The 13056-nt window shown below is 44.4% G+C and carries 13 protein-coding genes and 1 other annotated feature; all 13 genes read left to right on the top strand.

Features of this window, described 5'->3' with window-relative positions:
- Window positions 1-13 precede the first annotated feature (13 nt).
- On the top strand, window positions 14-1084 hold the full coding sequence (locus GT589_RS07815) for a rod shape-determining protein (RefSeq protein WP_293398116.1): 1071 nt from the start codon (window positions 14-16) through the stop codon (window positions 1082-1084).
- Window positions 1085-1109: 25 nt separating this feature from the next.
- The gene (mreC, locus tag GT589_RS07810; RefSeq protein WP_293398115.1) at window positions 1110-1970 is read left to right on the top strand and encodes a rod shape-determining protein MreC; all 861 of its coding nucleotides are present in this window, start codon (window positions 1110-1112) and stop codon (window positions 1968-1970) included.
- 11 nt (window positions 1971-1981) lie between these two features.
- A complete protein-coding gene (mreD, locus tag GT589_RS07805) occupies window positions 1982-2479 on the top strand; it encodes a rod shape-determining protein MreD (RefSeq protein WP_293398114.1) in 498 nt (165 codons plus the stop codon).
- A 28-nt stretch (window positions 2480-2507) separates the two neighbouring features.
- Window positions 2508-5303: a penicillin-binding transpeptidase domain-containing protein gene (locus GT589_RS07800; protein ID WP_293398113.1), complete on the top strand. Its 2796-nt coding sequence runs from the start codon at window positions 2508-2510 to the stop codon at window positions 5301-5303.
- 41 nt (window positions 5304-5344) lie between these two features.
- Window positions 5345-5956: a septum site-determining protein MinC gene (gene minC, locus GT589_RS07795; RefSeq protein WP_293398112.1), complete on the top strand. Its 612-nt coding sequence runs from the start codon at window positions 5345-5347 to the stop codon at window positions 5954-5956.
- Between the two features lie 28 nt (window positions 5957-5984).
- A complete protein-coding gene (minD, locus tag GT589_RS07790) occupies window positions 5985-6782 on the top strand; it encodes a septum site-determining protein MinD (RefSeq protein ID WP_293398111.1) in 798 nt (265 codons plus the stop codon).
- Window positions 6783-6794: 12 nt separating this feature from the next.
- The gene (minE, locus tag GT589_RS07785; RefSeq protein WP_293398110.1) at window positions 6795-7079 is read left to right on the top strand and encodes a cell division topological specificity factor MinE; all 285 of its coding nucleotides are present in this window, start codon (window positions 6795-6797) and stop codon (window positions 7077-7079) included.
- A 64-nt stretch (window positions 7080-7143) separates the two neighbouring features.
- Window positions 7144-8247, top strand: coding sequence for a rod shape-determining protein RodA (gene rodA / locus GT589_RS07780; RefSeq protein WP_293398109.1), 1104 nt, complete (start codon window positions 7144-7146; stop codon window positions 8245-8247).
- A 21-nt stretch (window positions 8248-8268) separates the two neighbouring features.
- Window positions 8269-10116 (top strand): TIGR03960 family B12-binding radical SAM protein, encoded by a 1848-nt coding sequence (locus GT589_RS07775; RefSeq protein ID WP_293398108.1) that lies wholly within the window; start codon window positions 8269-8271, stop codon window positions 10114-10116.
- Window positions 10116-10811 (top strand): TIGR03936 family radical SAM-associated protein, encoded by a 696-nt coding sequence (locus GT589_RS07770; protein WP_293398107.1) that lies wholly within the window; start codon window positions 10116-10118, stop codon window positions 10809-10811. The genes GT589_RS07775 and GT589_RS07770 overlap by 1 nt, the downstream gene beginning before the upstream one ends.
- A gap of 15 nt (window positions 10812-10826) precedes the next feature.
- Window positions 10827-12293 (top strand): Rne/Rng family ribonuclease, encoded by a 1467-nt coding sequence (locus GT589_RS07765; protein WP_293398106.1) that lies wholly within the window; start codon window positions 10827-10829, stop codon window positions 12291-12293.
- Window positions 12294-12329: 36 nt separating this feature from the next.
- Window positions 12330-12400: a sequence feature (ribosomal protein L21 leader region), on the top strand.
- Between the two features lie 10 nt (window positions 12401-12410).
- On the top strand, window positions 12411-12722 hold the full coding sequence (gene rplU / locus GT589_RS07760; protein WP_293398105.1) for a 50S ribosomal protein L21: 312 nt from the start codon (window positions 12411-12413) through the stop codon (window positions 12720-12722).
- Window positions 12723-13055 carry a ribosomal-processing cysteine protease Prp gene (locus tag GT589_RS07755; protein WP_293398104.1) on the top strand — a complete coding sequence of 111 codons (333 nt, stop codon included), beginning with the start codon at window positions 12723-12725 and terminating at the stop codon, window positions 13053-13055.
- The last annotated feature ends 1 nt before the right edge of the window (window position 13056 follow it).

The following is a 13056-nucleotide window of genomic DNA, read 5'->3' as shown; positions in this document are numbered from 1 at the left end:
GGAGGAAACAAAAATGGCAAAGGGAAAAAAAAGATCGGGAACTGGAATCTTCGGTTTTAATCTTTTTAGTATAAAGACTAACGACATGGGAATAGACCTTGGCACAGCTAATACGGTCGTCTATTTAAGGGGCAAGGGGATAGTTCTGAGGGAACCATCAGTTGTCGCAGTTGAAGAAAGCGGCAAGAATGTCCTTGAGGTAGGCGAAGAAGCCAAGAAAATGATAGGCAGGACTCCGGGACACATAGTAGCAATAAGGCCTATGAAGGACGGAGTAATAGCTGACTTTGACATAACTCAGAGCATGATCAAATACTTCATAAGAAAAGCCAGCCCAAAAAAATCGATGTTCAATCCAAGGATAGTAGTATGCATACCTTACGGGGTTACTCAGGTCGAAAAAAGAGCCATTGAAGACGCAGCGATGCAGGCTGGAGCAAGAGAGGTTTATCTAATTGAAGAACCGATGGCGGCAGCTATTGGCGCAGGTCTGCAGGTGGCGGAGCCAGCCGGCAACATGGTTGTTGACATTGGCGGAGGAACTACCGAGATAGCCGTTATTTCTCTTGGGGGCATTGTGACTGCAAAATCAGTAAGGATAGGCGGAGACGAATTCGACGAGGCAATAGTCAGCTATATTAAAAAGGAATACAGCCTAATGATAGGCGAGAGGACAGCCGAAGAAATCAAGATTACAATAGGATCTGCCCATGAATATGAAGGTGAGCAGCAGAGCATGTTCATTAGGGGAAGGGATCTTGTAGAGGGGCTTCCAAAGACGGTGGAAGTCAATGCCGAGGAGATAAGGCATGCGCTTAAAGAACCGGTGACTATAATACTAGACGCCATCAAGGCGACACTTGAGAAGACTCCACCTGAGCTAGCGGCGGATATCATGACAAACGGAATACTGCTTGCGGGCGGCGGAGCGCTGCTTAAAGGGCTCGACGTACTTATAAACAAAGAGACATACATGCCTGTCAGAATAGCCGAGAATCCTTTGGATTGCGTAGCTCTGGGCACAGGCAAGGCCATTGAGGAAATAGATACGCTCAGAAAAGTGCTAATATCGACGAAGAAATAGTCCGGGTGATGTCATGATAAAACTTATGTTTAAAAAGAAAAAGGCAGGTAAAGAAATGATAGCTATTGTTGCAATAGCTATCATTCTAATTTTAATTATCTCGTTTTCACTGGCCGGAAGCGCAGCTGCAAGATTCATGTCGTCTATTGGAATAGAAATTTTTTCGCCTATGGAAAAAACGGCCGGAGGCTTCTTTTCCGGCATAAGCTCCAATGCCGACGGCATTTTCTCGTACGGCAAAAACATGAAGGAGCTCGCCCGGCTTAAAAAGGAAAACCAGGAGCTAAAAAAGCAGGTCATAGAGCTGGATTTGTCGCAGGAGGAATTAATGGAGCTTACCGATCTGAAAAGGTCGCTCAACTATGTGCAGAACGTTCCTGTGAAGAACTACGTAAGCTCTAAGGTTATTGCAAAAAATGACGGCAACATGTATGAAAGCTTTGTAATCGACGCCGGCAGCAACGACGGCGTAGAAAATGAGAGTATAGTGCTTACGGGAGATGGCCTCGCGGGGATAGTGTATGAAGTCTCAAAGAACTATTCAAAGGCAATATCCATAATAAACTACAAGTCCGCCGTAAGTTTCAAGGTCCTGAGAAAGCCTGACTACATGGGCGTTATCAGAAAGAACATAACTGTAGACACATTCGAGGACAGTGAAGGTTTTCTTGTCGGGTACATGTTTGACATGGATTATGACGTTTCTCCCGGGGACATGCTTGTCACCTCGGGTCTTGGAATGTATACGGAAGGCATACCAATAGGCGAAATTCAGCAGGTCGAGGAAGACAAGAAGAGCTTGGTGAAAAATGTGAAAGTCAAACCGTATGTGGATTTTAAAAATATAGACAAGGTTATGGTAGTAAGCCCCGAAAGAATAAGATAGAGAGGTTAGTCATGGGAGCAATTTATGCCACGTTCATATCGCTTGTGATAGTCGTTTTGGAAAACAGCATACTCAACAATTTGAAAATATTTGGCGTGGCGCCTGACTTTGTCCTGATATATGTTTGCATATGCGCAATAACGCTGGACAAGCGAGCGTCGTCGGCATCCGGTATTGTTGCAGGGCTTGCGCGCGATATGCTTGTAGGTATTACGCTCGGTGTAAGCTCGCTTTTTATGTATGCAATATCGGAGCTTTACGGCTTCATAAGCGACAAGATATTCAAAGAGAGCAGATTTACAATATTTGTGCTCATAAGCTTTGCCAGTATTTTATATTCGGGAATCAAGCTGCTTGTTTTCGGAGAATATCTGCAAGGCTCCATATACAGCATACTGCTGAGGAACATGGTTGTGTTCCCTATTATAAACAGTGTGATTGCGCTGCCGGCGTATGCTTTTTTCCTGAAGTTTCATGAGAAGATAAAAAGAAGTGTATCCTTATACTAATATGCCGAAATTGTTAAGGTGATTTTTTATGATGCAAAAACAAAGCGACAGATTTGATATTCTAAAGACAGTGCTCATGTGCATATTTGCAGTGCTTGTAATAAGACTTTCCTTCATGACAATAGTCAAGGGTGACGATTATTTCAAGCAGGCACAGGATAAAGTCTTCAGGAAGATAACAGTCCAGGCGCCAAGAGGCGAGATAAAGGACAGGTACGGAAGGCTTATTGCAGGCAACAGGCCGAGCTTTACTGTGCAGATTTCAAAAAACGAAGTTGCAAAGGACAACATGAACTCAATAGCACTTGGGATAATCGGCATACTTGAAAAGAATGGCGACAAATATGCCGATGAGTTTCCTATAGAACTTGTAAACGGCAAGTTCTCATTTACATTCGACAGAAAAATAAGGGAATGGAAGGCTGAAAACGCCATACCTAAATCATACACTGCCAAGGAAAGCTTCTATTACATCGTGGATTCGCTCATTGCCAGCGGAGCCATATCGCCTGAATCGAGGAACATAGACAAGTTTGAGCTGCAAAAACTGCTCAACGAAAACGGCTACTATCCTCCGATATACGTTTCCCAGTGGCTTTTTGCAGAGCAAGTGAGGAAGAAAGAGTGGCTCTACGGATATGACATAGACATAGAAAAGGAAAAAGGTATAGATGCAAACGAGGCATTTAAGAGAATAAGAAAGTATTACGAGCTTCCTTCGGAATACAATGATGCTGATGCCAGGAAGGTCATGATAATACGCGACCTTGTCAAGTCTAAGGGATATCTTCAATACCAGCCTGTCGAGGTGGCGTACGACGTGTCGCAAAAGACTGTGGCAGAGATCGAGGAAAAGAGCATGGAGCTTACAGGTGTGAGCGTCGAGGTCAAGCCCGTAAGATACTATCCAAACGGCAATGTGGCATCGCATATACTTGGATACATGGGTAAAATATCGCTGCCATACGAGATAGAAAAATATGTAGATGAAAAAGGATACAGTAAAAGTGACACCATAGGCAAGAGCGGCATCGAAAAGCAATACGAAGAAAGCCTCAAGGGCGAAAACGGCTACAAGCGAGTCCAGGTGGATGCAGCTGGAAGGCTCATTAAAAGGCTCGAGATGAAGGATCCTGTCCCAGGAGACTCGGTTTATCTTACAATAGATCTCGAGCTCCAAAAGAAAGCCGAGGAATCGCTCAAAACCGTACTCTCTACTATAAGGCAGGGCGGAGTATATACAAGCAAATGGGGCAGTTCGAGGCTAAGGGACAGCAAGCGGGTATACAGCAAGGCAACATCGGGAGCTGTAGTGGCTCTCGACGTAAAAACGGGTGATGTCCTTGCCCTGGCCAGTTATCCGGACTTTGATCCGAACCTTTTTGCTACGGGCATATCCTCCGAGGACATGGCAAAACTACTTCCGGAGAACAAAAATGATCCTCTGGCGCCAAGACCCCTTTATAACGTTGCCACAATGACAACGGTGCAGCCTGGTTCGGTATTCAAGATGGTGACAGGACTTGCAGGCTTAGAAAAGGGGCTCAGCCCGAATTACAGGATAACAGACAGGGGCTATATAATGCTGGGCAACAGGAGCTTTGGCTGCTGGCTGTGGAACGAAAGAAAAGGAAGCCACGGACCTACAGATCTTTACAAGGCGCTCGAGGTGTCGTGCAACTACTATTTCTATTCCCTCAGCGTAGGGTTTGACTATGGTGCCAACAAGCCGCTGCCTGTACAGATGGGAATAGAGGACATACTCTACTTCGCCAAACTGCTTGGCCTTGACGAGAAGACAGGAATTCAAATCGAGGAGTTTTCAGGCAAGGTTCCAAATCCGGCTGACAAGCTCAAAACTACAAAGCTGATGCTTGAGAGCACTCTTGAAATTAAGCTTGAGAATGCCTTTGCGGATATAACAAGCGAGAGTGACCCGGATGAGTATAAAAAGCGCATAGACACGATGGTGAGCTGGGCAGAGGAAAATCCAAGCAGAGGCGAGATAATAAAGAGACTTGGAGGCCTCAAGGTAAAGGAAGAAAGCGTAAACGAGATAACAGACATAATGAAATACAACTATTTTTCACAGGCGAAGTGGAGCACGGGAGACAGCTTCAATATAAGCATAGGTCAGGGTGAAAACTCATACTCACCTATACAGATGGCCAACTATATTTCTGCGCTGACTAACGGCGGATATAAAAACAAGGTCACAGTCGTGGACAAAATAGAATCTTATGATAAACTTAATATAGAAAAAATAAAGAGGGCATCAGTCAAAATCCCACTTGATGACGCTGAGAATCTCGAGCACATCAAAAAAGGAATGAAGAAGGTAACGGAGGAAGGTACTGCCAGCAGCACGTTCGGGAATTTCCCTGTCGAAGTTGGCGGAAAGACAGGAACGGCGCAAAAAAGCGGAAGAGTTCCGGCAGCTGATGAGGCACAGTATCTGCTCTCGCACCTTTCAAGCTTTGGAGTTGGGAAAGACGAGGTAATGAAGCTTGCAGACTCTATGGAAAAAAAATCTGAAGAGAAGCTCGACAGAGACTACTACCTCAGGGCTGCCATTCAAAAGCTCAACCCCAAAATCAAGACAAGCGATATAAACAGATTTAAGGACACGTATGACAATTTTGCATGGTTTGTTTCGTTTGCTCCGTATGACAAACCTGAAATAGCAGTAGTAGTGCTTATATTCCAGGGCGGGCACGGTGGATACGGCGGACCTATAGCGCGGGATGTAATAGGACAGTACATGGGGCTTGAAACTGACTACAGCCAGGAAAAAATAGACTATTCCGGAGGTTTGACTCAATAAGCTTTGATTTGTAGACATTATGTATTTGTGGGGGAATCAATATGCTCGAAACAGAAAAAATTGAGTTTAAGGGAACTAAAAACGGACTTGTAATAAACATAAGAAGCGATTGCGACTACAAGACGGCAAAGGAACTCATAGGTCAGAAAGTTAAAGGCGCAAAAGGATTTTTTGACGGGGCCAGGATATATGCTATTAACTGTAGCGGAGTCGATGATGTTGAGTATATAATGTTAAAGGAATACATTGAAGGCGAGCTTGGAATGCAGATTGCCGAGGAAGAAAGGCAGCTTGCAATAGAATATATACCCAGCGGTGACACAAAATTCATCAGATCGACACTTAGGTCTGGAAAAAGAGTTGAGTTTAGTGGTAATATAGTAATAATAGGGGATGTCAACCCAGGAGCCCATATTATTGCAGACGGGAATGTAGTAGTAATAGGAGCTCTAAGAGGAGTAGTCCATGCGGGAGCCGCTGGCAACAGGGAAGCCTTTGTTGTGGCAAACAATCTGGAACCCATGCAGCTTAGAATAGCAGACTTGATTGCTATACCGCCTGATGAGGGACATGACGAGAAACCTGATATACCGGAAATAGCTTTCATAAAGGAAAATTATATTATTATAGAACCGTGCCTAAACAGGAAATAGATATATAAATAATTAGGAGGTCTAGTTGATGGGTGAAGTAATAGTCATAACTTCTGGAAAAGGCGGTGTGGGCAAGACCACTACAACCGCAAATATAGGGACTGCGCTCAGCCTTGAAGGCAAAAAGGTAGCGGTTGTAGATGCGGATATAGGCCTTAGAAACCTTGATGTAGTTATGGGGCTTGAAAATAGGATAGTATATGACATAGTAGATGTTGTCGAAGGCTCTTGCAAGCTCAAGCAGGCTCTCATAAAAGACAAGAGGTTTGAAGGACTATTTCTTCTCCCGGCGGCCCAGACAAGGGACAAGGATGCTATTTCGCCGGACCAGATGAAGGAGCTCACTGCAAACCTTAAGGAAATGTTTGACTATGTAATAATAGACTGCCCGGCAGGCATAGAGCAGGGCTTCAAGAACGCAATAGCAGGTGCTGACAGAGCTATAGTAATTACAACCCCTGAGGTTTCTGCCGTGAGGGATGCCGACAGGATTATTGGGCTTTTGGAAGCAAGCGAGATAGAAAATCCAAAGCTCATAATAAACAGAATAAAAAATGAAATGGTCAAGCGCGGCGACATGATGAACATAAACGACATCATTGACATACTTGCTATTGAGCTCATAGGTGTCGTGCCGGATGATGAGAATGTAGTTATAACCACAAACAAGGGCGAGCCGGCGGTTGTGGAGGCAAAGTCACTAGCAGGCAAGGCTTACAGAAATATTGCAAAGAGGATATTAGGCGAGCAGGTACCTTTCATGGACCTTGATGTACAAGAGACTATACTGAGCAAGGTCAAGAAAATGTTTGGGTTGGCTAGATAGGGGTGAATGACTATGATGGATTTATTCAAACTTTTTGGTAAAAACTCTAAATCGAGCAAGAACATAGCGAAGGAACGTCTAAAACTCGTACTAGTTCATGACAGGGCAAACTGCTCAGACAAATTTTTAGAGAGCGTAAAGGAAGATCTTATAAGAACAATTTCAAGTTACATAGAGATCGATGAAGAGGGCTTGGAGATTAAAATGACCAAGTCCAGGAATACAACCGAAGGCACTGTGCTTTCGGCACTAGTTGCAAACATACCAATAAAAAAGGTTAAAGACATGAGAAGGTAACTATGACAAGGGGATTCCGTTATGGAATTTCCTTTTATTTTCGGACAGACTCCTGGAGGAACAGATGGAATTTAGAAAATTAAAGGCTTTTGACTGGAAGCTGCTGGCCATAATCTGTGCTATATTCTGCATAGGAATGGTTGCCTTAAGCAGCGCGACGCATTCCAACATAGAGGGATTCAACAGACAGCTCAAGATACAGGGAGCCTCGTTTATTATAGGCATGCTGATAATGGCGGTCATGCTGCTTTTTGACTACAACAGCTTTGCGAAGTATCAAAAGCAAATTTATATCGCCAACATACTCTTGCTGCTTATAGTGTACCTGCCGGGCCTTGGTATAGCACGGGCAGGAGCCAGGTCCTGGATAAATCTCGGCTTCATAGATTTGCAGACTTCAGAGCTTGTCAAGATAGGCTTCATACTGTCGTTTGCCAAATTTTTGGAGGACAAGAAGGGAAGAATAAACAACTTCAAGGATCTCCTTCCGATAGCGGCATATGCAGCGCCCATAGTGCTGCTTATACTTAAGCAGCCGGATCTGGGTACTGCCATAGTTTTCATGTCTATAATATTCGGAATGCTGTTTGTCTGCGACATAAATCTAAAGATGGTTGCGAAAATTGCTGCGGCCGGTCTTTTGTCAATACCAGCCATATATCCTTTTCTTGAAGCCCACCAGAAAGTCAGAATAGATGCGTTCATACATCCGGGGGATCCCAGCTTTGAAGGTAACTACCAGGTAATACAGTCGATGATAGCGATAGGTTCGGGCAAAATTTTCGGCAAGGGGCTCTTCAAAGGGACTCAAAACCAATATGATTTTTTGCCGGTGCAGGATTCGGACTTCATATTTGCAGTGCTTGGAGAAGAGTTCGGATTTATAGGTGCTTGCCTGCTTGTTGTGCTGTTCTACTTTTTTCTGAAAGGGATAATATCCATTTCCAGGAATTCGAAGGATTTTTACGGCACACTTGTAAGCACAGGCGTGCTCTTCATGTTCCTGTATCAGATAGTTCAAAACATTGGCATGACAATGGGGCTAATGCCTGTAACAGGCGTTACGCTGCCTCTTGTTAGCTACGGGGGAAGCTCCATGGTGACTAGCCTTATGGCCCTTGGCCTTGTATTCAACGTGTCCATGCGGAGGAAGAAAATCAATTTCTAATTTGGAGGTTATTTTATAATTATGACAGAGAGAGTAAATATCGAAAAGCTGCTCAAGAAGGTCGAAAAGCCGGCCAGATACATCGGAAATGAAGTAAATGCATGCAAAAAACAAGTGGATGGGAACACGGTGAGATTCGGATTTTCATTTCCCGACACATACGAGGTTGGAATGAGCTTTCTTGGACTTCAGATACTCTACAATCTGCTCAACAGCATGGAAAACGTCTATTGCGAAAGAGTTTTTGCGCCCGCTGCCGACATGGAGAAGCTGATGAGGGAAAACGGCGTACCTCTTTTTGCCCTGGAATCGAGACATCCTGTTAAGGATTTTGATTTTCTTGGCTTTACGCTTCAGTATGAGCTTTCTTATACAAACATACTAAATATGCTGGATCTTGCGGGAATACCGCTTCTGGCCAAGGATAGAACGAATGCAGATCCTTTCATAATAGTGGGAGGCCCATGCGCATACAATGTTGAGCCCATAGCCGATTTTACTGATATAGTCGTGCTTGGAGAAGCTGAGGAAGCCATAGCCGAAATAATGCAAAGCTACAAGGAGTGGAAGAAAGAGGGCGGCAACAGAGAAGAGTTCCTGCTCCAGATAGCAAAGGACGTAGATGGAGTCTATATTCCAAGCTTTTACGAGGTTTCCTACAATGAGGATCTGACTATTTCAGGAATATCATGCACTAAGGACGGAGTGCCGGCCACTGTCAGCAAGAGGATCATAAAAAATATGGACACTTCATATTATCCGGACAAGATAATTGTGCCGTTTATAGACATTGTGCACGACCGTATAATGCTGGAGGTTTTCAGAGGGTGTACGAGAGGCTGCAGGTTCTGCCAGGCAGGAATGGTATACAGGCCAATCAGAGAAAGAAGCATGGACAGCTTAAAGAGCAATCTCAAGAAGCTGGTAGACAGCACGGGCTACGAGGAGATATCGCTCTCATCGCTCAGCACGAGCGACTATTCGCATATAGACGAGCTGACTGAATATATACTCAGGGAGTATGCCGAGAAGGAGAAAATTTCGCTTTCACTGCCTTCTCTGAGGCTTGACAATTTCTCATCCGAGCTTGCTCAGAAGATCCAGGAAGTAAGAAAAAGCGGTTTAACATTTGCTCCAGAAGCAGGTACTCAAAGGTTAAGAGACGTAATAAACAAGGGCATTACCGAAGAAAACCTTGAGACAACAATGAAGAAGGCATTCACTCTGGGCTGGAAAAACGTAAAGCTCTACTTTATGATAGGCCTTCCGACGGAAACAGAGGAAGACCTGCACGGCATAAAAGTGCTCGCATACAATGTCATAGACTATTTCAGAGAGGCGAACGGCGGGAAACTGGGCAAGCATTTCAATGTGACAATAAGCACATCATCGTTCGTGCCAAAGCCGTTCACACCTTTCCAGTGGGAGCCGCAGGACAGCATCGCTCTGCTGAGAGAAAAGCAAAGATACCTTTCAGAGAGACTCAGGAACAAAAATATAAATTACAAATACCACGACACCAAGACTAGCTTCCTTGAAGCTGTATTTGCCAGAGGAGACAGAAGGCTTGGCAAGGTCATACTTGATGCATACAGGAAGGGTTGCAAGTTCGACGGTTGGGAGGAAAGCTTCAGGTTTGATCTTTGGGAAGAAGCATTCAAAGATAACGGGGTAAGCATGGAATTCTATGCCAACAGAAGAAGAGAATACGATGAGATACTGCCTTGGGACCACATAGACACAGGTGTAAGCAAACAGTTTCTAATAAATGAAAATGAAAAGGCCAAAAGAGGCGAGCTGACTTCAGACTGCAGGAAGGGCTGCGCCGGGTGCGGAGTCAACTTGGATATTGCAGGAGGTTTATGCTAATGCCGCTGATAAGAAGTAAATTCAAAAAAGAAAAAGACATGATATATATATCTCACTTGGATCTCCTGAGGCTTCTTGAGCGCTCGCTTAGAAGAGCGGGGATAAAGCCTGAATTCACGCAGGGCTTCAACCAGCACCCCAAGATTTCATTTGCACAGGCGCTCTCCCTGGGAACCGCAAGCCAGGGTGAGTATGTGGACATAGAAATAGAAGAGGACATTGATGCTGAGGAGTTCAAATCCAGGCTGAACAAGGTTCTTCCGGACGGAATAGAGTTTGTGCTTTCAAAGCTCATGGAGGGCAAGGTAAACGCGCTAATGGGCGAGGTTACTCATGCACGGTATGTAATATGCATAGAGTTGCTTGAGAATATGGACAAAGCGGGAGTTCAAAGCGAACTCGATAAGTATATGAGGCTTGAAAACATATTTGTAGAGAAAAAGACTAAGAAAGGCGACATAAAACAGCTTGACGTAAAGGCTATGATAAGGGATATCGGAATACTTATGGTTGAAGACAACAAAGTATATCTTGGAACCGTGCTAACGTGCGGTTCTGTTTCAAACCTCAAGCCTGAGCTGCTTTTACAGACAATACTTGACAACACAGGCCTTCGCTTCGATGTTGATGAGTCAACTATACAAAGGATTGACATATACACACTGCGCGACGGCGAGCTTGTCGCTCCAATGTAAATGGCGGTGCATGGATTGGATAAGCTGATAATTGACAAAGGAATGTTTCAAACCACCAGAGTCAGGCTTAGGGACAAGGAAATTGTCGAAATTTCAATTTGCAGCAGAGACGAGATTAGCCTGGTGGGAAAAGTCTACAGAGGGCGAGTCACGAGGGTGGTCGGCGGAATAAATGCGGCATTTGTCGACATAGGAGAAGCCCAGAATGCATATTTGCAGCTGAGCGGAAAAAGTCAGGTTCGGCAAGGCGAAGACATACTAGTTCAGGTTGTTAAAGACGCAGACGGCGGCAAGGGAGCCAAGCTGACGCTGGACGTGTCGATTCCGGGAAGGTACAGCGTGTACTTGCCGCTTGAAAAGGTTGTCAGAGTGTCAAAAAGCATAGAAAGCCAGAATGAAAGAGAGCGGCTTCTATCTTTGGGCGAAAGTATCGCAGGAGGAGATTTCGGTCTTGTGATAAGAACTCAGGCATCGGGCGTAGGACAAGATGATTTGATAAGAGATTTGAATGAACTACAAGGAATATGGGAGTCTGTAAGTCAGGAGGGCCGCAGCGGAATGGGGCCAAAGCTCATATACCAGGGACCTTCAATCGCAGAGCAGGCCGCTAAAGCCGTATTAGAAGGCGAGGTAGGCCAGCTCATGATAAATGACACCAGTCTATTCAATGAGCTGATTTCATATTTGAAGCCGCACGGCAAAGAAGCCGTTTCCAGAGTAGAGCTTTTCGACAAGAGCAGCGACATATTCGACTATCTGGGAATCAAAAAGAGGATAAAGAGCCTGAGCAGCAAGAGGATATGGCTCAAAAGCGGAGGCAACATAGTTATTGAAAAAACCGAGGCTCTGACAGTGATTGACGTTAATACGGCAAAAAGCATAAAGGGCCACAGTGCAGAGGATACGATATATAAAACCAACTTGGAAGCGGCAGACGAAATAGCCACACAGATAAAGCTAAGGGACTTAGGTGGAATAATACTTGTAGATTTCATAGATATGAAGTCAGCCAAAAACAGAGCCGAGTTACTTTCAAAGATGAAATCACTCTTTGCCTTTGAGCGTGGGAAGACAATTATATACGGCTATACCGAACTGGGGATAATGGAAATATCAAGAAAAAATGAGAAAAAGGATATTTCGGCGCATCTGCTCGAGGAATGTCTGTGCTGCAAAGGGAATGGGAGACTGCCGTCAAGGCTGGCCCTGCTTGACTTGCTCGAAAAAGAAGTGCGCAGAATAAAGACTCACGCCGCGGTCGAATGTGTAATGTTCGAGCTTGATATTCAATTCTATGAAACAATCTCACAGAACTCTTTTGCGGAAATCAGGGAAATTTCCAGGGAGCACGGCTTGGTAATACTCTTGGTCGGCTCGTTTGACATGTACCAGGGCGGGTTCAAAATTGCAGCTATGGGAAGCCTGAAAGAGTTGCTGGAAAAAGCGAAAAAATACAGAGTATTTGAAGAAATACAAAGCTAGTTTGAATTGACAAAACATTTTACTTCTGGTAACATATATAAGGTAACCGCTCAGAATGGGTTTTTAAAGCCTTAGGGCTACCTGATTCTGGCGAGTCTGGTAAAGAGGAGGTGCGGTATGTACGCAATAGTTGAAACTGGCGGAAAGCAGTATAGGGTTCAGGAAGGCGATGTTATATTCGTAGAAAAGCTAGATGTAAATGAAGGTGATTCAGTTACTCTTGACAAGGTTCTTGTTTTTTCTAAGGATGGAAGCATAAAGCTTGGAGCTCCTGTAGTTGAAGGTGCAAAGGTTGAGGCGAAAGTTGTTGAAAACGGAAAGGCTAAAAAAGTCATAGTTTTCAAATACAAGGCTAAGAAGCATTACAGAGTTAAAAAAGGCCATCGTCAGCCTTACACAAAGCTTCAGATAGAAAAGATAGTAGGATAGATGATTGAAATAAGCATCCAGAGGCATAAAGCCGGACATGTCGAGGGATTCGAAGTCTCAGGACATGCTAATTTTGATGAATATGGGCGTGATATTGTATGCTGTGCAATATCCGTGCTTGCCCAGACAGCGATAATGGGACTAGTTGAATACGTAGGGTTAGACTGCAAATACGAGATTGAAGACGGCTATCTCATTTGTAGAATTCTCGAAGAAGCCGATTCGCAAAAACGCATCAAGATTGATGCCATAGTCGAAACCATGATTCTGGGAATGAATAACATAAAACAAGGATATCCTTCCTACGTTACGATTGAGTGCAAGGAGGTGTAGC

The organism is Peptoclostridium sp. (assembly GCF_009881055.1).
GTDB lineage: Bacteria > Bacillota > Clostridia > Peptostreptococcales > Peptostreptococcaceae > Peptoclostridium_A.
The sequence above is the reverse complement of the archived record's forward strand: the minus strand, read 5'-3'. Positions and strand labels throughout refer to the sequence as shown.